A 22,851-nucleotide genomic window follows, 5' to 3' on the forward strand; every position below is an offset into this window, starting at 1 on the left:
ATCGAAAAAAGTCGCACAAGTCACAATTTTTATGCAAATTAAGTAACAACACCGCCCGGGGTTCGGTTAACAATAGTGCCGACCCGGCAGATGCCCGGCTTTCGACAGAAATTCAACGCGCCGAACTGCGTCAGGAGTAAACGTTGGACCAGAAGCAACCCTCATCCGCCGCCACCATGAAAGATGTGGCAGAGAAAGCCGGCGTTTCGACCGCCACGGTTTCTCGTGCGCTGATGAATCCGGAAAAAGTCTCAGCTGCCACCCGCCAGAAAGTGGAACAGGCAGTGATTGCCGTCGGTTACTCCCCCCACGGCCTGGCACGCAATGCCAAACGTGGTGAGACGCAAACCATCCTGGTGATTGTGCCCGACATTTGTGATCCCTTCTTCAGCGAAATCATCCGTGGCGTGGAAGTGACCGCCGCCCAGGAAGGTTATCTGGTGTTGATTGGCGATTGCGCGCATCAGAATCAGCAGGAAAAAACATTTCTCAATCTGATGCTGACACGCCAGATCGACGGCATGGTGCTGCTCGGATCACAGCTGCCCTTTGAGGCAGGCGTGGAAGACCAGCGCAACCTGCCACCGATGGTGATGGGCAACGAATTCGCACCGGAGATGGCGCTGCCCACGGTACACATCGATAACCTGACCGCCGCGTTTGAAGCGGTGAACCATTTGCTGCAACTCGGTCATCGTCAGATCGCCTGTATTACCGGCCCCGAACATATCCCGCTGTGCCAGTATCGTTTGCAGGGCTACATTCAGGCGCTACGCCGTAGCAGCCTGCCGGTCGATCCCACATTGATTGTACATGGCGATTTTACTTTCGAAGCCGGAGCCAATGCGCTGAAGCAGCTGATGAGCCTGCCAAATCCGCCTAAGGCATTGTTTTGTCATAGTGATTTGATGGCACTGGGTGCCATGAACCAGGCACGCAAGCTGGGTATGCGTATTCCGCAGGACCTTTCGGTAGTGGGTTTCGACGATATCGAGCTGGCGCAGTATTACGATCCGCCGCTGACCACCGTCGCCCAGCCACGGTTTGATATCGGTCGTGAGGCGATGCTACTGCTGCTGGATGAGTTGCAGGGGAAACGCGTTAACAACGGTTCACGCCTGCTGGATGCGGAATTACGCGTGCGTGGAAGTACGGCTCCCGCCGCAAAACGCGAAAAATGACCACCTTTACACCGCATTTTCAGCGGATTCTGAAGGCAGACTCCGCTGGTCAAAGTTCCGGCCCTTGAGTAACATGGCGAATTCCTTGCCGGGCAATTAACAGCATATTTACAGGCCCGCATTTTTTTGAAGGGTATCAGAACGAGAGTGGCACAAAGAGATTACGTAGGCCGCGGGCGTTCAACAGGGACGCGTCGCAAAAAAAGCACAGGCCGCAGCAAGAAAAGCAAAGGCGGTTCTGGCACCTCCAAACTGATGATCGTACTGGCTGCGGCCGTACTGGTCACCTTTGCCGGTGGCTTATGGTTCATCTCCCATCATAAGAAAGAAGAGACGCCAGTGATGCCGGATCATAAAGCGGCCGGTAATGGGCTGCCGCCGAAGCCGGAAGAACGCTGGAAGTACATCAAAGAGCTGGAAAACCGCCAGCTGACAGTGCCTACACCCACGGAACCTTCTGCCGGCGGTGGCATTCAGTCGCAAACGCAGTTGACCGACGAACAACGCCAGTTACTGGAACAGATGCAGGCAGATATGCGCCAGCAGCCGACCCAACTGAATGAAGTGCCGTGGAACGAGCAAACCCCGGCGCAGCGCCAGCAAACCCTGCAACGTCAGCAGCAGCAACAACAGTTGCAGCGCCAACAGCAGGTGCAAGAGCAGCAGGTGCAACGTCAGCAGCAGGCCCAGCAACAGCAGCTGCAACGCCAGCAACAGATGCAGCAGCAACCGGTCACCCGTCAGCCGCAGCCGGCTCCCATTACGCGTGAGCCAGAGCCGCAGACCCGACCACAGGAAACCGTGAAAGCCAAACCCGTTGAGAAGACGTCGTCACAGCGCTGGATGGTGCAATGTGGTTCGTTTAAAGGAACTGACCAGGCGGAATCCGCACGCGCGGCGCTGGCCTTCGAAGGCTTCGAGAGCCGTATCACCACCGGTGGTGGCTGGAATCGAGTGGTCATTGGCCCCTTCAAGGATCGCAGCAGTGCGGACAGCACGGTGAAACGCCTGCACAGCTCCGGCCACGGAAGCTGTATTCCCCTCGCTATCCCCTGAATAATCTGAGTTCCCCCGAGAGCCCTGGAATATGCGGGTAAATCGGGGTTGAAACTCCTGATAACTACCCCATATCAGTTTGCATGATACTCCGCGCCCGGTGCGCGGAGTCCTTTATCTACTGCAACAAGGGGTCTGCCCGTGACAACAATAGTAAGTGTACGACGCAACGGCCAGGTAGTGATTGGCGGTGATGGCCAGGCTACTCTCGGCAATACCGTAATGAAAGGCAACGTTAAAAAAGTGCGTCGTCTTTACAACGACAAAGTCATCGCCGGTTTCGCTGGCGGCACTGCAGATGCCTTCACCCTCTTCGAACTGTTCGAACGCAAGCTGGAAATGCATCAGGGACATCTGGTGAAAGCGGCTGTCGAGCTGGCTAAAGACTGGCGTACCGATCGGATGCTGCGTCGCCTCGAAGCCCTGCTGGCGGTGGCGGACGAATCCGCTTCACTGATCATCAGCGGCAACGGTGATGTCATTCAGCCAGAAAACGATCTGATTGCTATCGGTTCGGGTGGACCTTACGCCCAGGCAGCGGCACGCGCCCTGCTGGAAAATACCGATTTGGGTGCGAAAGATATCGTGGCTAAAGCGCTGAATATCGCTGGCGATATCTGCATCTACACCAACCATAATGTTAACTTTGAAGAATTACCCTCTAAGGCGTAAGGATCTGAATCATGTCTGAGATGACTCCCCGCGAGATTGTCAGCGAACTGAATCGCTTTATTATTGGCCAGGATGGCGCGAAACGTGCTGTGGCCATTGCGCTGCGTAACCGCTGGCGTCGTATGCAGCTTGACGAAGAGCTGCGCCATGAAGTCACCCCGAAAAACATCCTGATGATCGGTCCGACCGGTGTCGGTAAAACCGAGATTGCCCGTCGTCTGGCAAAACTGGCGCATGCACCGTTCATCAAAGTGGAAGCCACCAAATTCACCGAAGTCGGTTACGTCGGTAAAGAAGTGGACTCCATCATTCGCGATCTGACCGATGCTGCCGTGAAAATGGTACGTATTCAGGCGATTGAGAAAAACAAATACCGTGCCGAAGAGATGGCGGAAGACCGCATTCTCGATGCGCTTATCCCACCAGCGAAAAATAACTGGGGCCAGCCAGAGCATACCGCTGAGCCTTCTGCCGCTCGCCAGTCTTTCCGCAAAAAACTGCGCGAAGGCCAGCTGGACGACAAAGAGATTGAAATCGATCTGGCGGCCGCGCCAATGGGTGTGGAAATCATGGCCCCTCCGGGCATGGAAGAGATGACCAGCCAGCTGCAATCCATGTTCCAGAATCTGGGTGGACAGAAGCAGAAGCCGCGTAAGCTGAAAATCAAAGAAGCCATGAAGCTGCTGATTGAAGAAGAAGCCGCCAAGCTGGTGAACCCGGAAGAACTGAAGCAGGATGCCATCGAAGCGGTTGAGCAGCACGGCATCGTGTTTATCGATGAGATCGACAAAATCTGTAAACGCGGCCAGTCGTCCGGCCCGGACGTCTCCCGTGAAGGCGTGCAGCGTGACCTGCTGCCGCTGGTGGAAGGTTGTACTGTCTCCACTAAACACGGCATGGTGAAAACCGATCACATCCTGTTTATCGCCTCCGGTGCGTTCCAGGTCGCCAGCCCGTCTGACCTGATTCCGGAATTACAGGGTCGTCTGCCGATTCGTGTGGAACTTCAGGCGCTGACGGTGAACGACTTTGAGCGCATCCTGACTGAGCCGAATGCGTCAGTCACCGTGCAGTACAAAGCGCTGATGGCGACAGAAGGCGTGAACGTTGATTTCACCGACGACGGTATTCGCCGCATTGCCGAAGCGGCATGGCAGGTGAACGAAACCACCGAGAACATCGGTGCACGTCGTCTGCATACGGTGCTGGAACGTCTGATGGAAGATATCTCCTACGCCGCCAGCGATCTTGATGGTGAATCGATCATCATCGACGCGGAGTATGTTGGCAAGCATCTGGATCAGCTGGTGGCCGACGAAGACCTCAGCCGCTTTATCCTGTAAGCCACTGCCCCAACAATCATGCCCGGCCACTGTGCCGGGCATTTTTTTGCGCAGGATATTGATGCAGCGCTTTTTTTAGTGGGTGATGATTTTGCCAACACTTGCCAGATAGCGATATACTTACCGCTCCTGTGGCAAACAGACGACATCCCTATGAAATACGATACATCTGAACTCTGCGACATCTACCATGAAGAAGTGAACGTTGTTGAACCGCTTTTTTCGAACTTTGGTGGACGCACCTCATTCGGTGGTCAGATAACCACAGTGAAATGTTTTGAAGACAACGGCCTGCTGTACGATCTGCTGGAAGAAAATGGCCGGGGTCGTGTTTTGCTGGTCGATGGCGGTGGTTCGGTGCGCCGTGCACTGGTGGATGCGCAGCTGGCACGCCTCGCGGTGCAAAACGAGTGGGAAGGCATTGTGGTGTACGGATCGGTGCGTCAGGTTGACGAACTGGAGGAGCTGGAGCTTGGCATTCAGGCCATTGCAGCGATTCCGGCCGGTGCCGCCGGGGAAGGCATTGGCGAGAGCGATGTCCGCGTCAATTTTGGTGGCGTGACCTTCTTTTCCGGCGACCACCTCTACGCTGACAATACCGGTATCATCCTGTCTGAAGATGCGCTCGATATTGAGTAATATCAGAAACGAAAACGGGTGCCGCGGCACCCGTTGTTGTAAGCGTTCAAAGTACGCTTAGACTTCTTCCATTTTTCCCAGCAGAGCGCGCAGCCGATCCTGCCACACATGCTGTTCTTCTTTCAGCTGTTGGTTTTCACGCACCAGGGCATCCTGGTTACCGGAAGACTGCTGAACTTCATTCTTCAGAGTATTGTTCTGCTCTTTCAGCTCTTCAATTTCCATCTGCAACAGGGTGATGGTATCAATCGCCTGCTGTACTTTCGCTTCCAGTTTTTCGAACACTTCAAATGACATCTTTCTGACCTCTCCTAAATCTTGCAAGGCGTTGATGGTGCCGACCCGACGCAACGCGCGCCCGTCCATGACGCGGCCAGCAACGATGTCCCGATTGTATGTAGCGCGCCCCGGCAAGTCCAGCGGCGCAAGGCTTGCAAAGGGAGTCTGTAACACTTTTCAGTCAATGCCTAAAAAAATGCGTCCCATTGGAGGAATTTCTCCCCCATGACGAGAAATTCCTTATTAACAACCGGGGTATTAGTGCTTAAAAAAACGCAAAAGACGCGAAAACGCGCATTTTTATGACACACCACACAGAATTCAATTTCGCTATTTCTCGTTTATGCTCGTTAACGATAAATTTACAGCAGCCCTACAAGAGCGCTGGGTGACTCAACGGATTGAGAACAACAACTGATAAAATTTAACCTCGCTTCAGGAATGCCATTATGAGCCAGACAACGAACACACTAACAGGTCAGTGCATCGCCGAGTTTCTTGGTACCGGTTTGATTATCTTTTTCGGCGCGGGCTGTGTTGCTGCACTGAAACTGGCCGGAGCCAGCTTCGGCCAATGGGAAATTTGTATTATCTGGGGTTTAGCTGTCTCCATGGCGGTTTATCTGAGTGCTGGCGTTTCAGGCGCTCATCTCAACCCGGCAGTCACCGTGGCGCTTTGCCTGTTTGCCAACTTTGAAGGTCGCAAAGTGCTGCCTTACATTGTGGCGCAGGTTGCAGGTGCGTTCTGTGCGGCGGCGCTGGTCTACGGCCTTTACTACAATTTGTTCTTTGATTTCGAACAAAGCCATCAGATGGTACGCGGCAGCGTAGATAGCCTCCAGTTGGCAGGTATCTTCTCTACCTATCCGAATCCCCATATCAGTGTAGGTCAGGCATTCCTGGTTGAGATGGTGATTACGGCGGTATTGATGTCTCTCATCATGGCGCTGACCGATGATGGCAACGGTGTACCACGTGGCCCGCTGGCTCCGCTGTTGATTGGCCTGCTGGTCGCGGTGATCGGTGGCTCTATGGGTCCGCTTACTGGCTTCGCCCTGAACCCGGCTCGTGATTTCGGTCCGAAGGTGTTCGCATGGCTGGCCGGCTGGGGTAACGTCGCCTTCACCGGTGGCAAAGATATCCCTTACTTCCTGGTTCCGATTTTTGGCCCGCTGGTTGGTGCCTGCCTCGGAGCTTTCGGTTACCGCGCACTGATTGGCCGTCACCTGCCAGTTAACGTCCCGGTAGCCAGCAAGACAGAAAATCAGGTCGCGCGCGCTGAGCAGCGTAAAGCGTAAGTTTCACTTTTAGATCATCAGGAAAATCATATGACTACGACAGATAAAAAATACATCGTCGCGCTCGACCAGGGCACAACCAGTTCTCGTGCCGTGATTCTGGACCACGACGCCAACATCGTCGCCGTCTCGCAGCGCGAATTCACCCAGATCTACCCGAAAGCGGGCTGGGTTGAACATGACCCAATGGACATTTGGGCGTCACAAAGTTCGACGCTGGTTGAAGTGCTGGCTCATGCCAACATCCGTTCTGACGAAATCGCCGCCATTGGTATCACTAACCAGCGTGAAACCGCCATTGTCTGGGATAAAGCCACCGGCAACCCGGTTTATAACGCCATCGTCTGGCAGGACCCGCGTACAGCGGATTACTGTAACAAGCTGAAGAAAGAAGGCCTGGAAGAGTATATCCAGCACACCACTGGCCTGGTGATTAACCCGTACTTCTCCGGCACCAAAGTGAAGTGGATCCTCGATAATGTTGAAGGTGCGCGCGAACGTGCCAAACGTGGTGAGCTGCTGTTTGGTACCGTGGATACCTGGCTGGTATGGAAAATGACCCAGGGCCGTGTGCATATCACCGACCACACCAACGCCTCACGTACCATGATGTATAACATTCATGAGCTGAAGTGGGATGAGCGCATGCTCGAAATCCTCGACATTCCGCGTGAAATGTTACCGGAAGTGAAAGGCTCGTCTGAAATCTACGGTCAGACCAACATTGGTGGTAAAGGCGGTACGCGTATTCCGATCGCCGGGATTGCCGGTGACCAGCAGGCCGCGCTTTACGGTCAGCTGTGTGTACAGCCGGGTATGGCGAAAAACACCTATGGTACTGGCTGCTTTATGTTGATGAACACCGGTACGGAAGCGGTTACCTCAACCCACGGTCTGCTGACCACCATTGCCTGCGGCCCGCGTGGCGAGGTGAACTATGCCCTGGAAGGCGCGGTATTCATCGGTGGTGCGGCGATCCAGTGGCTGCGTGACGAGATGAAGCTGTTCAGCGATGCTGCTGACTCTGAATACTTCGCGCAGAAAGTGAAAGACAGCAACGGCGTGTATATGGTGCCCGCCTTTACTGGCCTCGGCGCCCCTTATTGGGACCCGTATGCACGTGGCGCGATCTTTGGCCTGACTCGCGGTGTTAACGGCAATCATCTGATTCGCGCCACGCTGGAGTCGATTGCCTTCCAGACGCGTGATGTACTGGAAGCGATGCAAAATGATGCCAACACCCGCCTGCAATCTCTGCGCGTGGATGGTGGTGCCGTTGCGAACAACTTCCTGATGCAGTTCCAGTCCGACATTCTGGGCACGCGCGTTGAGCGTCCGGAAGTACGTGAAGTCACCGCGCTGGGTGCAGCGTATCTGGCCGGTCTGGCAGTAGGCTTCTGGAATGACCTGGAAGAAGTACGTTCCAAAGCGGTAATTGAACGTGAATTCCGTCCGAGCATTGAAACCACTGAGCGTAATGTCCGCTATGCGGGCTGGAAGAAAGCTGTCGCTCGTGCCCAGAGCTGGGAAGAACACGAAGAGTAATCCCCCTGCAACCCGCGGCACCCTGCCGCGGGTTTTTCCCGCCGCTTTCCCCCGCTGTGCTACACTGCCCGCCTGTTTTTTGTCAGGTGCAGACCATGAAACGAGAACTCGCGATTGAATTTTCCCGCGTTACCGAAGCCGCCGCGCTGGCGGGCTATCACTGGTTAGGACGCGGCGACAAGAATGCTGCCGACGGTGCTGCCGTCAACGCCATGCGTATTATGCTGAACACCATCGATATCAACGGTCAGATTGTGATCGGTGAGGGTGAAATCGACGAAGCGCCCATGCTTTACATCGGTGAAAAGGTGGGTACCGGCCAGGGTGATGTGGTCGATATTGCCGTTGACCCGATTGAAGGCACCCGCATGACCGCGTTAGGCCAGGCCAATGCGCTGGCCGTGTTGGCAGTAGGCGATAAAGGAAGTTTCCTGCACGCACCTGATATGTACATGGAAAAATTGATTGTTGGTCCCGGCGCGCATGGCGCTATCGACCTTAATCTGCCACTGGAAACCAACCTGGAAAACATCGCGACAGCCCTGGGCAAATCACTCAGCCAGCTGACGGTGTCCATTCTGGCAAAACCGCGTCACGACGCGGTGATTGCCCAACTACAGCAACTCGGCGTACGCGTATTTACCTTTCCCGATGGCGATGTTGCGGCATCCATTCTCACCTGCATGCCCGATAGCGAAGTCGATGTGCTGTACGGCATTGGCGGTGCGCCGGAAGGGGTGGTTTCTGCGGCGGTGATTCGCGCGCTGGATGGCGACATGCAGGCTCGCCTGCTGCCGCGTCACCAGGTAAAAGGTGACAGCGAAGAAAATCGCCGCCTTGGCGAACAGGAATTACAACGCTGTGCTGAAATGGGGATTGAAGCGGGTAAGGTTTTGACGCTGGAGCAAATGGCGCGCAACGATAACGTGATTTTTGCCGCTACCGGCATCACCACTGGCGACTTACTCAAGGGCATCACGCGGAAAGGGAATATCGCGACCAGCGAAACGCTGCTGATTCGCGGTAAATCACGCACCATTCGCCGCATTCAGTCGATCCATTATCTGGATCGTAAAGATGCGGCATTGCACCCGTTTATCCTGTAACCGTCTGCCTGCCGCTCTCGGGATGACGTGAGAGCGGCCACCAGCACAGCAACATCACCAGCGCGGTGGCAAACATCAACATACCAAGGCTGAACTGATCACGCTGCGGCATCATCGCCGACAGCCACGCGACCAGGCCAGACCCCAGATTCTGTAAACCGCCAATCAGCGCCCCTGCGCTCCCCGCCAGCCACGCGTAAGGTTCCATCGCGCCGGACGTCGCCAGCGGAAACAACATACCTGCACCGAAGAAAAACAGCGCCGCAGGCACCAGCAGCGTCCAGATGTTCATCACGCCAAACCAGGCTGGCACCCACATCATCAGTCCCGCCAGCAGGCAGCTGTTCACGCCATACCACATCAACGTGTGCCAGGATTTTTGTTCACGTCCGGCAAACCAGGCACCGAAGAAGGCGGCCGGAATCGGCAGGATAAACAGGATGCTGACCGTCAAACCATCCAATCCCAGTACCCCACCCAGCAGCACGCCACAGCTGGCTTCAAATACCGCGATACCGGCCAGCGCGCCAATCAGCAGCAGTAAATAACGGACAAAGTGGCCATCGCTAAGTAAGGTGGCATAACGCCGCAGAAACGGCGTCACCGGCGTTTCTGCGGGTCTGGTTTCCGGCAGCCAGCGCGCCATCGCCGCCGTCACGCCGAGACACAGCAACAGCAAAAAGGCAAAACAGGCATGCCAGCCAAACAGCGGCGTCAGTAATGCGCCGATGACCGGGGCCAGCAGCGGGCTGACCAGAATGCCCATATTTAGCAGGCTATTGGCCTGACGTAACGCCACTCCCTGGTGGAGATCGCGCGGCATGGTACGCGCCATCACCCCAGCCACGCCCGTACCCAGACCCTGAACGGCACTTCCTAATACCAGGATGTGCAGCGATGGGGCGAAGAGCGCGATCAGGGCACCGCAGGCGAAGATCGTCATCCCGGCAAGGATCACCGGCCGCCGCCCGATGCTATCGGAGAGTGGGCCATAGATCAGTTGCGATCCGCCGTAGGTGATCAGGTAACCCGCCATGACCTGCTGTATCGCGCCGCTGTGCACGTTAAAAGTGTCTGCCATCGCCGCCATCGCCGGTACATAGATGGTTTGTGCCATCTGCCCGACAGCCACCAGCACGATCAACATTAACAACAACCGGCGATTTTCCGTTTTAGATATCAACATGGAACAAAATGTCTGTCTGAGAAATAAAGTAAAGACAGCAGTAAAAAATGCTGCCTGTCATGAATGGCGGCAAAAATATCAGGATTCGATGACAAAGCGAGGGGGGAGACCAAAGCAATTTTCCTGACTTCGTCAAGCTGCGACACCAGTCTGTAAAGCACCCGCTACAGTTGAAGCTAAGTGCTGTGTATTTGTCGCTGAGAGCCATTTCACCACTCAGGGACTGGAAATCTTCCCGACGGCTGACGAAGATAGTGACATGCCTGAAAAATCAACAATAAGGAGTGAACATGGCGGAGTGGGTCAATGCTGAAGTGAAAGAGGTAAAAAACTGGACCGATGCCCTGTTCAGCCTGCGCGTGCAGGCCCCCATCGATCCCTTTATGGCCGGGCAATTTGCCAAGCTGGCGCTGGAAATCGACGGCGAACGCGTGCAGCGCGCCTATTCCTACGTCAATGCACCACAGGACCCGCTGCTGGAGTTCTATCTGGTTACGGTGCCGGAAGGCAAGCTCAGCCCGCGGTTACAGGCGCTGCGTCCGGGTGATCAGGTAATGGTGACGAAAGAGGCGGCCGGTTTTTTTGTGCTGGATGAAATTCCTGATTGCCAGACGCTGTGGATGCTGGCTACCGGCACCGCCATTGGTCCCTATCTTTCTATTCTGCAACAAGAGGACGGCCTGGAACGTTTTGACAATATCGTGCTGGTCCATGCTGCGCGTTATGCTGCCGACCTCAGCTTCCTGCCACTGATGCAGCAATTACAACAGCGTTATCAGGGGAAACTGCATATTCAGACCATAGTCAGCCGTGAGGAGATCGCTGGCTCGCTGCATGGCCGAGTTCCTGCGCTTATCGAAAGTGGCGCACTGGAGCAGGCGGTTGGGCTAGCGATGGACGCGGCTACCAGCCACATCATGTTGTGCGGCAATCCACAAATGGTGCGCGATACCCAGCAATTGCTGAAAGATAACCGCGGCATGCGGAAGCATTTCAAACGCAAACCCGGACATATGAGCAGTGAACATTACTGGTAAGCGGTGGGTTTTGACTTTCGCTGGTAAAAACCGTTCTAATCGTTGACTACGTTATTGGTTAGGACCGAAGCAATGAAGAATCTGCCAGGCGCGTTGCTACTCAGCCTCGCACTGACATTTCCCGTCTGGGCGGAAGACGCACCCCCGCAGGATCGCAGCGAGCATCTGCCTGCGGCCCCTTATTTACTGCCCGGTGCGCCCACCTTTGATATGACCATTGCGCAGTTTCGTGAAAAGTACAATGCCGCCAATCCTGACCTACCGCTGATGGAATATCGTGCCATCGATAATCAGGACGATAAAAGTAACCTGACGCGTGCTGCCAGCAAAATCAACGAAACCCTGTATGCCTCTACGGCGCTGGAGCAAGGTACCGGTAAAATCAAAACGTTACAGATCACCTGGCTGCCGGTGCCGGGTCCGGATGAGAAGAACGCCCAGGATAAGGCGATGGCTTACATGACCGCCCTGCTGCGCTTTTTCTCGCCGGGATTATCGCCAGAAGACGGGCGTAAAAAGCTCGATTCCCTGCTCAGCGCAGGCAAGGGTTCACGCTATTTTTCCCGTAATGAAGGGGCGCTGCGTTTTGTGGTCGCGGACAACGGTGATAAGGGTCTGACCTTTGCCGTAGAGCCGATCAAACTGGCGCTTGCGACGCCCTGATCACCCCCGGCAAAAATGACGAAAAGCAAAGCCAGCGGCATATTTGATCTCTATACTGTCTGGCAGACATCGCTGCCTTTGAGCAGCGCTATTTCATGAATCGCGTTATGCGGAGGAAAGAATGCGACATCCACTGGTTATGGGTAACTGGAAACTGAACGGCAGCAAGCACATGACGGACGAGCTGATCGCAGGTTTGCGCAAAGAACTGTCTGGTGTTGAAGGCTGCGGTGTGGCGATTGCTCCGCCGGCACTCTATCTTGCTCAGGCAAAACATGCCATTTCCGGTAGCCACATTGCACTGGGTGCTCAGAACGTCGACGTCAATCTGTCTGGCGCTTTCACCGGCGAAACTTCAGCTGACATGCTGAAAGATATCGGCGCCAAATACATCATCATCGGTCACTCTGAGCGTCGTACTTATCATAAAGAAAGCGACGAATTTATCGCGAAGAAATACGCTGTGCTGAAGGCTGCTGGCCTGGTGCCGGTACTCTGTATTGGTGAAACCGAAGCAGAAAACGAAGCGGGTAAAACCGAAGAAGTTTGTGCTCGTCAACTCGACGCCGTGCTGGAAACTCAGGGTGCCGAAGCCTTCCAGGGTGCCGTGATTGCCTACGAACCGGTATGGGCGATTGGTACTGGCAAGTCAGCAACGCCTGCGCAGGCTCAGGCCGTGCATAAATTCATTCGTGATCATATCGCGAAGAAAGATGCCGCAGTCGCTGCTCAGGTTATCATTCAGTACGGCGGTTCCGTTAATGACAAAAACGCCGCAGAACTGTTTACTCAGCCAGACATTGACGGTGCGCTGGTGGGCGGTGCGTCACTGAAAGCGGATGCCTTTGCCGTGATTGTAAAAGCCGCAGCCGCAGCGAAAAACGCGTAATCGTTCTGATACGTGACGAGGCGGCTTAACAGCCGCCTTTTTTATTGCAAAATCTGGCAGCGATGATCCTGCAACTCTTCTGCCGAACCGCTTTCCAGTTTGACCCAGTTACGTTCAATCGCCATCAGCGCCAGACGACCATCCGGCAACGCTGCCAGCGCCATCCCGTATTTCCCCATCTCGCTACGTGCATCAGGGACTTCTGCTGCCAGACGAATAAAAACGCTTTGCTGCGCCAGCTGCGCCTCTGTCAGGGTGCGTATCTGATAACGATGTTTTTGCAGCGTTTCACTTTGCCATTGCTCGCTGAGTTGCGGGGCCAGAGCATTCAGGCGCTGACGCACATCCGGCCGCAGACAGGAGATATGGATATGCAGCTGATTTTGCGAGCGGGCATATTGTGAATTGATCGCCAGTGATAGCGCAGTATCGTCAATCGGCTTACCGCGACGCTGCGCCAGTAAACTCCGCTCCTGCCAGGCATCCGCGAACAAATTCGGTGTCGCCGGATGCAGCAAAATCGGGCTTTCCATACCGGTGATTTTTTCGATGGGCATCAGCAGATACTGTAACGGACCGTTGAGATCCTTCAGCGTGACGTAGCCTTTTGCCGAATCCACCCGCTGACAAGGGGCAGGATCGCCTCGTTGCGTCATGCCAGGCAGGCACTTCTCGCTGATAATTTGCCACAAGGCATTGGAGTTTTTCTGGAAGTGCAATGCGGCCAGTAGTAAGCCGACAATCAACAGTGCAAGCAAAAAGGTAATCAGACTCAGGGTACGACGGCTGCCCTGCATAGCGTGGTCCCTCGGTTCATCATCTGCCAGCATCCTCGCCTGGCAGATGATGAATGTCACGGACTTTTGCCGCGTAATAACGCAAAACGGCCAGCAAAGGCTGGCCGTGATACTTTGATGGCAGAACGATTACGGTTTCATAACCTGATCGTAAGTGCCGCCATCTGCAAAGTGGGTTTTCTGCGCCTGCGCCCAGCCGCCAAATTTGCTGTCGATAGTGAACAGTTTTACCGGCGCAAAGGTGCTGGCAAATTTCTTCGCCACCGCTTCATCACGCGGACGATAGAAGTTTTCCGCAGCAATGGTTTGCCCTTCCGGTGAATAGAGGTACTTCAGATAATCCTCTGCGACTTTGCGGGTGCCGCGTTCATCGACCACTTTATCAACCACTGCCACCGTCGGTTCGGCAAGAATTGATTCACTTGGTGTGATGATTTCAAACTTGTCTTTACCCAGCTTGTTAACCGCCAGGTACGCTTCATTTTCCCACGCAATCAGCACATCACCAATGCCACGTTCTACGAAGGTGTTGGTGGCACCACGCGCACCAGAATCCTGCACTTCAACATTCTTAAACAGCGCTTTGACGTAGGCCTCGGCTTTGGCCTGATCACCGTTATTTTGATCCAGCGCCCAGCCCCAGGCAGCCAGATAGTTCCAGCGCGCACCGCCAGATGTCTTCGGATTTGGCGTAATCACTGATACACCCGGTTTAATCAGGTCACCCCAGTCGTGGATACCTTTCGGGTTACCTTTACGCACGAGGAATACAATGGTGGAGGTGTAAGGTGCGGAGTTATCAGGCAGACGTTTGATCCAGTTTTTATCAATACGACCGCGCTCAGCAATGGCATCAACGTCAGACTGCAACGCCAGCGTCACCACATCCGCACGGATACCATTGATCACCGAGGTGGCCTGTTTACCTGAACCCCCGTGTGACTGGCGGATCACCACGTTATCCCCGGTTTCCTGTTTGTAATGGGCGCTGAAGGCTTTGTTGTACTGCTCATAAAGTTCACGCGTCGGATCGTAAGACACGTTTAACAGCTGAATATCCTTTGCCAAAACACTGGTTGAAGCCAGTAACAGGGTGACACCAATAGTCCACTTGTTCATTGCTTGCTCTCCGAAGTCGTTATAGAACAAGACTGACACAAACTAATCCACAGATTAAAGAATTAAAAATAAGCTGTTATAACCGGAGAGAATATGAGCAGGCATAAAAAAGGCGCGTTACATGACGCGCCTTGATTTTGCTGATTTAGTAGAGTTTTTTCGCGGTATCCAGCCAATCGCGTTTGAACGGACGTTTCATATTTTCGATGGCGTCGATAATGTCGTGGTGCACCATCTTCTCATTCTGGATACCCACGCAACGTCCACCGTAGCCCTGCAGCAGCAGTTCAATGGAGTAAGCCCCCATGCGTGAAGCCAGGATGCGGTCATACGCACAAGGCGCACCACCACGCTGAATGTGACCCAGAACGGTGGCACGGGTTTCGCGTTTGGTTTCAGCTTCGATGTAATGCGCCAGATCGTCGATATCACAAATATGCTCAGTGATGGCCACGATGGCGTGTTTTTTACCTTTGGCGATACCGGCTTTGATCTCGGAAACCAGTTCTTCACGGGTATAAGGAATTTCCGGCAGCACGATGAATTCACAGCCGCCAGCAATTGCCGCTGCCAGCGTCAGATCGCCGCAGTAGCGTCCCATCACTTCGACGATGGAAATACGCTGATGTGAAGAAGAAGTGTCACGCAGGCGGTCAATCGCCTCCACCACAGTTTCCAGCGCAGTGAAGTAACCGATGGTATAGTCGGTACCGGCCACGTCGTTATCGATGGTGCCCGGTAAGCCAATGCATGGGAAACCCATTTCTGTCAGGCGTTTAGCCCCCATGTAAGAACCGTCACCACCAATGACCACCAGCGCATCAATACCGCGCTTTTGCATATTTTCGATGGCAACCTGGCGAACTTCTTCATTACGGAATTCAGGGAAACGCGCAGAACCCAGGAAGGTACCTCCGCGGTTGATCATGTCCGATACGCTGTAGCGATCGAGGTTGATCATACGGTCTTCATATAGCCCCAGATAGCCGTCGTAGATACCAAAAACTTCAAGTCCTTCACTCAGCGCGGAACGTACAACTCCGCGAATGGCTGCGTTCATGCCTGGGGCGTCGCCGCCGCTGGTCAGTACTCCGATTTTTTTGATCATGACAACCTCTGGATTGTTCAAAACTAAGGATTATTCCCGCCAGTGCCCCCGCGGAGACCAGCTCGCGATCGCACGGCCTTATAGTTGAGAGATAGTATATCAAAGGCTGATTGCTGAATTGATTCAGGTCAGACAAGTTTTCGCTATTTTTTTACAGAGTTGTTAGCGTTCCGTCATTTTTATCCCGCAACACGATGATTTAAAACTATTAAAACTGGAAAAAACCCTGCTGATTTTCTGGCACGACTGAGCAGGGGTCCTGATGGATGATGACATCGGAGCCAGGAAACTTGCTGCGTAACGCCTGTTCAATTTGATCGGCCACCTTGTGTGCCTGCACCAGCGGCAGATGATCGTCCATTTCCAGATGTAGCTGGATAAAGCGCGTCGGACCAGACTGCCGGGTGCGTAAGTCATGTGCCCCTCTGACGCCCGGCCAGTTGGCGATCAAATCAATAATCGCCTGACGCTCCTCTTCCGGTAAAGCGCGATCCAGCAGTGCCTGTACCGCCTCATAGCCCATGCGCAGCGCGTTATACAGGATATAAACGCCTATCCCTAAGGCGAATAATGCATCGGCGCGGGAAAAACCATAACTGCTCAGGCCGAGCGCAACCAGAATGGCACCGTTCATGATCACATCGGATTGGTAATGTAGCATATCCGCTCGAATCGCCTGGCTACGGGTGTGCCGTACCACCCAGCGCTGAAAAGTGACCAGAACCAGCGTGGAACAGAGCGCAATCACCGTGACCACGATACCGACCAGCGGAGCACGCAGAATTTCGGGAGAAGCAAGCTGCTGAATACCGGTAAGAAACAGGAACAACGCCGATCCGGAAATAAACATACTTTGCGCCAGAGCCGCCAGAGATTCAGCCTTACCGTGACCGAAAGTATGATCAGCATCCGCAGGTTGTAACGCGTACCGTACCACCAGCAAATTGGTCAGCGAAGCGGCGATATCCACCAGTGAATCCACCAACCCCGCCAGCACACTGACCGAACCGGTGTACCACCAGGCAAAAATTTTAACAATTAACAATAACGATGCCAGCACCGTGGCAGACAGCGCTGCACGGCTCACCAGCTTTGCATAGGAGTGTTCCATGCCATAGCCTCTTCGGACACGTTCGATGATGCGCCCGTTTCATCTCAGAATGGCTCAAGTTTATCATTAGCGGGTAAACGCTGCCTGGCTGGCGTTGCCAGCGACAATGAAAAACCGCTATTTTTCGTATCTTGCGGCAGAACAGACATGATGGCAGGAAAGACCTGGCTAACAGCCTGAGACTTAATGGTTATCTCTGCTTCCAAAGCCGGATTGCAATATTTTTCGCATCCATAAATCTGGAAGACCGAATATTCGTTATTTCTTTATCCCAGACTGGATTTAGTGGCACATAATAACCTTCGTCTTTGGCTTTCTGAGCGAAAGATTTTAATTCCTCCACATTCCTCACCACACATATTTCGTCAAACCCTCCAAAACCTTTAGGCAGGGTAAAGACTGCTGGGAAGTTTGCTTCAATATCTGTATAGGGATTACAGGTGTCGGTACTATGATGCACAACCGGCTCACCGTTGCCGACCAGATGCTCATTAATACTGGATATCATATTGCGAATACGCATCGATACATTACCAACCTCCTTATCTACCTGCGCATAAAACTCATCTTCATCTAAATATTCACCCTTTAATTTACCGGGTAGTTTTTCATGAGAGGTTATATAACTATCCATTCTCTCTTTAAATATATGATGAGATACATCATGCACAGATAATGTATCTTCAACTCCATACTCCTCAAATGCCGGAGCAATCATAAAAAGGTCATAATCGGCGGTAAAAGGTTTGTGACCTGAACCAGCCGGGGCTAAAACTTCAACAGGTTCGCCGTTGTAGATAACCTGCCAGACCCCTTTATCAGATCCGGGTGCCAGCTCAAACTTATGCATGACGCCTTCTGGCGTACTGGCCTCTATCTCAAGAGGTTGACGGTTGGCACCATATTTTATATTTTTTATATAATTATTCTCGACGAGTAAATCCAGCCTCGTCTTTGTTATTTCTAATACAACTTTATTAGCATAACCTTTGCTCAAGCAATCTTGTACTTCTTTATTAAATCTTTCTTGTTTATCTGGTCGATCGGCAAGCTTGCTTAGCCCCTGTTTAACACATATAAAAGATGTTTGCGGACCCCAGTTAGCGCTTTTTCCCTTTATGAGGAACCCTTTGGTTGGATATCCATTTTCGATGAGTTCCGTTGCCATCATATCAACTGGGCGAATGCTAATTATAGTATTCGTCTTCTGAGATAGATGTTGCAACTTAATCAGATGTATCGGCACTATACCTATACTTTCTTTTTTGCACAGATCTATAACTTCAGCCAGGTTTTCCACCTGCTGTTTGGGTAATGACTCCGCTGAAGATGATGAGTGGGTCGATGGTGCAGGCCAGGGAGAATGTAATTGAGGTATATTTATTGGCATACCCTTCCTTTTTGTCATCAATGCGTATTGGCAAGATAGAATTGTCTGTTATCTGAAAGTATCGTCCTTATGTTTTTATGAAAAAACTTTCGAATTTCGTACACCCAGTAAGATTCACGCCGCTTTCCAGCGTTACAGATCAAGTTTCCTACAGGTAAAAAATGGTACCCGCGCGCAACAACATCCACAGCACGATCTTTTTTCGGTTGTTTCCGGCCAGCTCTCATTGGTTGATGGCTAAAGCTCATCAGCGGGTTCTGTTGTTGTGATTTTTTGATAAAAAAAACCCCGCCATCATGGCGGGGAAGACAGGGATGGTGTCTATGGCAAGGAAAACAGGGATACTATGTTACTGGTTACTGCTGGTACTACTCACTGCTTGCAGCGGTGATGATGGCTGCAATTCTGAGAGCCTGCGCATTTCATTGAGGCGCCGCTCATAATTCTTCTGCAATGTCGCTTGCTGTGCAGGCGTTAGCAGGTGGTACATCTGATTACGAACCCGAGCCATCACAACACTTTGTTCGACCTGTGCCTGAGCAATTTTCTCTGCCTGCAGGCGGATGGCGGATTCGTTAAATTTGTCTGCAATGACCAGGTCATGCATAGTTTCTATATCCTGAACGCTGACGGCGGGACGTTCGAGTCGCGCTTGCTGCATCAGGTCTCGCATTTGTTGCCGCTGATGCTCAGTAAGTTCAATGCCATCAAACATGTGGCTTTGCGGATTTTGAGTCATACTGCCTGTCGTCAATCCGCCATTATGATGCATCTCGTCAATCGTCGTCGTGTCTGCTGCTCCTGCGCTGGCGTGACTGAGAACCATCGCTGAGGCAATGACGACGGCGGTTAAGTTGCGCATCGTTTACTCCCAGTTTGTTCCGTTTTGCGATTCAACGAGGACTAGTGTACGGCGACAGCTGCAAACATCCGTCAGGGGGTGTAAAACTACGTAAAGCGTTGGATTGACGATATGGGAACACGGTATTTTGCCTGCGGAGGGCAATAAAAAATGAATAAGATCCTGTTGGTTGATGATGACCGCGAATTGACTTCGCTGCTTAAAGAACTGCTTGAAATGGAAGGTTTTGAAGTGATTGTCGCCAGCGATGGCGAGCAGGCACTCAACCTGCTGGACAACACCGTTGACCTGTTACTGCTTGATGTCATGATGCCGAAAAAGAACGGTATCGATACCCTGAAAGAGTTACGTCAACAACACCAGACACCGGTGATCATGTTGACTGCACGCGGCAGCGAGCTGGATCGCGTCCTTGGCCTTGAATTGGGCGCGGATGACTATCTGCCAAAACCTTTTAACGATCGCGAGTTGGTCGCGCGTATTCGTGCCATTCTGCGTCGTTCCAACTGGAGTGAGCAACAGCAGCAGCACGACAACAGTTCACCCACGCTGGAAGTGGATTGCTTGCGACTTAACCCCGGCCGCCAGGAAGCCAGCTTCGATAATGAAACCCTGGATCTGACCGGCACGGAATTCACCCTGCTTTATCTGCTGGCACAGCATCTTGGCCAGGTGGTATCACGCGAACATCTCAGCCAGGAAGTGCTGGGCAAGCGTCTGACACCCTTTGACCGTGCCATCGATATGCATATCTCAAACCTGCGTCGTAAATTACCGGAACGTCGTGATGGTCATCCGTGGTTTAAAACTCTGCGCGGACGTGGCTACCTGATGGTTTCGGCATCATGATTGGAAGTTTGACTACCCGCATCTTCGCCATCTTCTGGCTTACCCTGGCGTTGGTGTTGATGTTGGTGTTGATGGTGCCAAAACTCGACTCTCGTCAGATGACCTCGCTGCTGGAAAGTGAACAGCGGCAGGGCATCATGATCGAGCAGCATGTTGAAGCCGAACTGGCGCAGGACCCGCCCAACGATTTGATGTGGTGGCGTCGGTTATTTCGCGCGATTGAGAAATGGGCTCCGCCAGGACAGCGATTGTTGCTGGTGACCAGCGAAGGGCGCGTCATTGGCGCCCAGCACAATGAAATGCAGGTTATCCGCAACTTTATTGGCCAGTCTGACAATGCCGATCATCCGCAGAAGAAAAAATATGGCCGGGTAGAGATGGTGGGGCCCTTTGCCGTGCGCGATGGCGAAGATAACTACCAGCTTTACCTGATCCGTCCGGCCACCAGCTCACAACTTGACTTCGTCAACCTGCTGTTTGACCGACCCTTACTGCTCCTCATCGTCACCATGCTGATCAGCTCCCCGCTGTTATTGTGGCTGGCATGGAGCCTGGCGCGTCCGGCACGCAAACTTAAACACGCCGCCGATGAGGTGGCGAGCGGTAATTTGCGGCAACACCCGGAACTGGAATCAGGACCACAGGAGTTTCTTGCTGCTGGCTCAAGTTTCAACCAGATGGTGAGTGCGCTCGAACGCATGATGACAGCACAGCAACGCCTGCTGTCGGATATCAGCCATGAGTTACGTACCCCCCTCACCCGTTTACAGTTAGCCACCGCGCTGCTGCGTCGTCGTCAGGGTGAAGGCAAAGAGCTGGAGCGTATTGAAACGGAAGCCCAACGACTGGACGGTATGATCAACGACTTGCTGGTGCTGTCACGCACTCAGCATAAAAATGCGCTGGTCAGCGAAGCGATGAAGGCCAATCATCTGTGGAATGGCGTGCTGGAAGATGCCAAATTCGAAGCCGAGCAGATGGGCAAACGCATGGATGTCCCTTATCCGCCGGGTCCCTGGCCGTTATATGGCAACCCACACGCGCTGGAGAGTGCGCTGGAAAACATCGTGCGCAATGCACTGCGTTATTCACACACACATATCAGCGTCAGCTTCTCGGTGGATATCGAAGGCATCACCGTGCATGTGGATGATGATGGTCCAGGCGTCAGCCCGGAAGATCGTGAGCAGATTTTCCGCCCGTTCTACCGTACTGATGAAGCACGCGATCGCGAATCTGGCGGTACCGGCCTGGGACTGGCGATTGTCGAAACTGCGGTTCAACAACATCGCGGTTGGGTGAAAGCCGATGACAGCCCGCTCGGTGGCCTGCGTCTGACCCTCTGGTTGCCGTTGTACTCCGCCCGGCAATAATTTGTTATGCTTCGGCCCTCGTTTCCGGGGGCCTTATGCTTAACATCGTTTTATTTGAACCTGAAATTCCGCCTAATACCGGCAATATCATCCGTCTCTGTGCCAATACCGGCTTTCAGTTGCACCTGATTGAACCCCTGGGTTTTGCCTGGGACGATAAACGTTTGCGTCGCGCCGGGCTGGATTACCACGAATTTACCGCCATCAGGCATCACGCTAACTATGCGGCATTTATTGCAGCAGAGGCACCACAGCGGTTGTTTGCGCTCACCACCAAAGGCACCCCGGCGCATAGCGCGGTGCGTTATCAGGCGGGTGATTATCTGGTGTTTGGTCCGGAAAGCCGGGGGCTGCCCGCAGAGATTCTTAACGCGTTGCCGCCCGAGCAAAAGATTCGTATTCCGATGATGCCTGAAAGCCGCAGTATGAACCTGTCAAATGCGGTTTCGGTCGTGGTGTACGAAGCGTGGCGCCAGCTTGATTATGCTGGCGCGCTGATCAAGAGCTAGATGCCGTCACCGAACTCAAAGCCAGGAACGGTGCCATTAAAGTGCTGATCCATATCCATTGAGGGTTTATCGCTGGCAGGTTTACCGACAATGCGTGCCGGTACGCCTGCTGCCGTGGTATGCGGCGGCACCGGTTGAAGAACCACGGAACCGGCACCAATTTTTGCGCCACGCCCCACTTCGATATTGCCAAGGATTTTTGAACCCGCGCCAATCATCACCCCTTCACGGATCTTCGGATGACGATCACCACTGGTTTTACCGGTACCACCCAGGGTGACGTTTTGCAGGATAGAAACATCGTTTTCCACGATGGCCGTTTCACCGATCACGATGCCGGTGGCATGGTCGAGCATGATGCCATGACCAATACGCGCAGCCGGGTGAATATCCACGGCAAATGAGACCGAGATTTCGTTTTGCAGGTAAACCGCCAATGCGCGGCGACCTTCCTTCCACAGCCAGTGACCAATACGATACGCCTGCAAGGCATGAAAACCCTTCAGATACAGCAGAGGCGTGGAATATTTATCGACTGCCGGGTCACGCTGGCGCACCGCCTGAATATCATAGGCTGCAGAAACGATCATTGAAGGGTCTTCACGGTAGGCTTCTTCAACGATTTCACGAATGGCGATGGCAGGCATAATCGGGTTAGCCAGCTTGTTTGCCAGCATGTAGCTGAGCGCACTGCCCAGGTTTTCGTGCTTGAGCAATGTCGCATGGAAAAAACTGGCCAGCATCGGCTCGCAGTCGGCCAGCGCCCGGGCTTCCGCTTTAATATTATTCCAGACCAGTTCTAACTCTTCAGACGACATTGCTGTGTTCTCCCGATAAAA

The 22,851-nt window shown here is 53.3% G+C and carries 23 protein-coding genes; 14 read left to right on the forward strand and 9 right to left on the reverse strand.

Going from position 1 to position 22,851, the window contains the following annotated elements:
- The first annotated feature begins 143 nt into the window (after positions 1-143).
- From cytR to rraA, 5 genes are all read left to right on the forward strand, one after another.
- Positions 144-1,181 carry a DNA-binding transcriptional regulator CytR gene (gene cytR / locus CUN67_RS19435; RefSeq protein ID WP_084877861.1) on the forward strand — a complete coding sequence of 346 codons (1,038 nt, stop codon included), beginning with the start codon at positions 144-146 and terminating at the stop codon, positions 1,179-1,181.
- 147 nt (positions 1,182-1,328) lie between these two features.
- Positions 1,329-2,237 carry a cell division protein FtsN gene (ftsN, locus tag CUN67_RS19440; protein ID WP_208716894.1) on the forward strand — a complete coding sequence of 303 codons (909 nt, stop codon included), beginning with the start codon at positions 1,329-1,331 and terminating at the stop codon, positions 2,235-2,237.
- 141 nt (positions 2,238-2,378) lie between these two features.
- Entirely contained in the window at positions 2,379-2,909 is a 531-nt protein-coding gene (hslV, locus tag CUN67_RS19445; protein WP_084877866.1) for an ATP-dependent protease subunit HslV, read from the forward strand.
- Positions 2,910-2,920: 11 nt separating this feature from the next.
- On the forward strand, positions 2,921-4,252 hold the full coding sequence (gene hslU, locus CUN67_RS19450; RefSeq protein WP_208716895.1) for an HslU--HslV peptidase ATPase subunit: 1,332 nt from the start codon (positions 2,921-2,923) through the stop codon (positions 4,250-4,252).
- A 153-nt stretch (positions 4,253-4,405) separates the two neighbouring features.
- Complete coding sequence (gene rraA, locus CUN67_RS19455; RefSeq protein ID WP_084877871.1) at positions 4,406-4,891, forward strand: ribonuclease E activity regulator RraA; 486 nt, start codon at positions 4,406-4,408, stop codon at positions 4,889-4,891.
- Positions 4,892-4,948: 57 nt separating this feature from the next.
- Here rraA and zapB read toward each other — a convergent pair whose 3' ends face one another.
- A complete protein-coding gene (zapB, locus tag CUN67_RS19460; RefSeq protein WP_208716896.1) occupies positions 4,949-5,188 on the reverse strand; it encodes a cell division protein ZapB in 240 nt (79 codons plus the stop codon).
- A gap of 431 nt (positions 5,189-5,619) precedes the next feature.
- Between zapB and CUN67_RS19465 the strand changes: the two genes are divergently transcribed.
- From CUN67_RS19465 to glpX, 3 genes are all read left to right on the forward strand, one after another.
- Complete coding sequence (locus tag CUN67_RS19465; protein ID WP_208716897.1) at positions 5,620-6,468, forward strand: MIP/aquaporin family protein; 849 nt, start codon at positions 5,620-5,622, stop codon at positions 6,466-6,468.
- A 30-nt stretch (positions 6,469-6,498) separates the two neighbouring features.
- Positions 6,499-8,013 (forward strand): glycerol kinase GlpK, encoded by a 1,515-nt coding sequence (gene glpK / locus CUN67_RS19470; RefSeq protein WP_208716898.1) that lies wholly within the window; start codon positions 6,499-6,501, stop codon positions 8,011-8,013.
- A gap of 95 nt (positions 8,014-8,108) precedes the next feature.
- Positions 8,109-9,119: a class II fructose-bisphosphatase gene (glpX, locus tag CUN67_RS19475; protein ID WP_208716899.1), complete on the forward strand. Its 1,011-nt coding sequence runs from the start codon at positions 8,109-8,111 to the stop codon at positions 9,117-9,119.
- Here glpX and emrD read toward each other — a convergent pair.
- Entirely contained in the window at positions 9,109-10,305 is a 1,197-nt protein-coding gene (gene emrD / locus CUN67_RS19480) for a multidrug efflux MFS transporter EmrD (protein WP_208716900.1), read from the reverse strand. The two genes, glpX and emrD, sit on opposite strands and share 11 nt — an antisense overlap.
- 290 nt (positions 10,306-10,595) lie before the next feature.
- Here emrD and fpr point away from each other — a divergent pair, with 290 nt between their 5' ends.
- From fpr to tpiA, 3 genes are all read left to right on the forward strand, one after another.
- The gene (gene fpr, locus CUN67_RS19485) at positions 10,596-11,342 is read left to right on the forward strand and encodes a ferredoxin--NADP(+) reductase (RefSeq protein WP_208716901.1); all 747 of its coding nucleotides are present in this window, start codon (positions 10,596-10,598) and stop codon (positions 11,340-11,342) included.
- Positions 11,343-11,414: 72 nt separating this feature from the next.
- Positions 11,415-12,005, forward strand: coding sequence for a YiiQ family protein (locus CUN67_RS19490; protein WP_208716902.1), 591 nt, complete (start codon positions 11,415-11,417; stop codon positions 12,003-12,005).
- A gap of 121 nt (positions 12,006-12,126) precedes the next feature.
- Positions 12,127-12,894 (forward strand): triose-phosphate isomerase, encoded by a 768-nt coding sequence (tpiA, locus tag CUN67_RS19495; RefSeq protein ID WP_208716903.1) that lies wholly within the window; start codon positions 12,127-12,129, stop codon positions 12,892-12,894.
- 41 nt (positions 12,895-12,935) lie between these two features.
- On the opposite strand, the gene CUN67_RS19500 is transcribed toward tpiA, so the two are convergent.
- From CUN67_RS19500 to cpxP, 6 genes are all read right to left on the reverse strand, one after another.
- Complete coding sequence (locus tag CUN67_RS19500) at positions 12,936-13,691, reverse strand: CDP-diacylglycerol diphosphatase (RefSeq protein ID WP_208717275.1); 756 nt, start codon at positions 13,689-13,691, stop codon at positions 12,936-12,938.
- 129 nt (positions 13,692-13,820) lie between these two features.
- Positions 13,821-14,810: a sulfate ABC transporter substrate-binding protein gene (locus CUN67_RS19505; RefSeq protein ID WP_084877896.1), complete on the reverse strand. Its 990-nt coding sequence runs from the start codon at positions 14,808-14,810 to the stop codon at positions 13,821-13,823.
- 145 nt (positions 14,811-14,955) lie between these two features.
- Positions 14,956-15,918: a 6-phosphofructokinase gene (gene pfkA, locus CUN67_RS19510; protein WP_208716904.1), complete on the reverse strand. Its 963-nt coding sequence runs from the start codon at positions 15,916-15,918 to the stop codon at positions 14,956-14,958.
- A 208-nt stretch (positions 15,919-16,126) separates the two neighbouring features.
- Complete coding sequence (fieF, locus tag CUN67_RS19515) at positions 16,127-17,029, reverse strand: CDF family cation-efflux transporter FieF (RefSeq protein ID WP_208716905.1); 903 nt, start codon at positions 17,027-17,029, stop codon at positions 16,127-16,129.
- Between the two features lie 190 nt (positions 17,030-17,219).
- The gene (locus tag CUN67_RS19520; protein WP_208716906.1) at positions 17,220-18,419 is read right to left on the reverse strand and encodes an anthrax toxin-like adenylyl cyclase domain-containing protein; all 1,200 of its coding nucleotides are present in this window, start codon (positions 18,417-18,419) and stop codon (positions 17,220-17,222) included.
- A 349-nt stretch (positions 18,420-18,768) separates the two neighbouring features.
- Positions 18,769-19,281 carry a cell-envelope stress modulator CpxP gene (gene cpxP, locus CUN67_RS19525; protein WP_208716907.1) on the reverse strand — a complete coding sequence of 171 codons (513 nt, stop codon included), beginning with the start codon at positions 19,279-19,281 and terminating at the stop codon, positions 18,769-18,771.
- Positions 19,282-19,431: 150 nt separating this feature from the next.
- Here cpxP and cpxR point away from each other — a divergent pair, with 150 nt between their 5' ends.
- Genes cpxR through trmL form a run of 3 tightly spaced genes read left to right on the forward strand, consistent with a single transcriptional unit; the run spans position 19,432 to position 22,012 of the window.
- A complete protein-coding gene (cpxR, locus tag CUN67_RS19530; protein ID WP_084877909.1) occupies positions 19,432-20,130 on the forward strand; it encodes an envelope stress response regulator transcription factor CpxR in 699 nt (232 codons plus the stop codon).
- Positions 20,127-21,503, forward strand: a complete 1,377-nt coding sequence (cpxA, locus tag CUN67_RS19535) for an envelope stress sensor histidine kinase CpxA (RefSeq protein WP_084877911.1) — start codon at positions 20,127-20,129, stop codon at positions 21,501-21,503. The genes cpxR and cpxA overlap by 4 nt, the downstream gene beginning before the upstream one ends.
- A 35-nt stretch (positions 21,504-21,538) precedes the next feature.
- Entirely contained in the window at positions 21,539-22,012 is a 474-nt protein-coding gene (gene trmL / locus CUN67_RS19540; RefSeq protein WP_208716908.1) for a tRNA (uridine(34)/cytosine(34)/5-carboxymethylaminomethyluridine(34)-2'-O)-methyltransferase TrmL, read from the forward strand.
- On the opposite strand, the gene cysE is transcribed toward trmL, so the two are convergent.
- Complete coding sequence (cysE, locus tag CUN67_RS19545) at positions 22,009-22,830, reverse strand: serine O-acetyltransferase (RefSeq protein WP_208716909.1); 822 nt, start codon at positions 22,828-22,830, stop codon at positions 22,009-22,011. The two genes, trmL and cysE, sit on opposite strands and share 4 nt — an antisense overlap.
- Positions 22,831-22,851 lie beyond the last annotated feature (21 nt).

Source organism: Pantoea cypripedii, from assembly GCF_011395035.1.
Classification (GTDB): Bacteria; Pseudomonadota; Gammaproteobacteria; order Enterobacterales; family Enterobacteriaceae; genus Pantoea; species Pantoea cypripedii_A.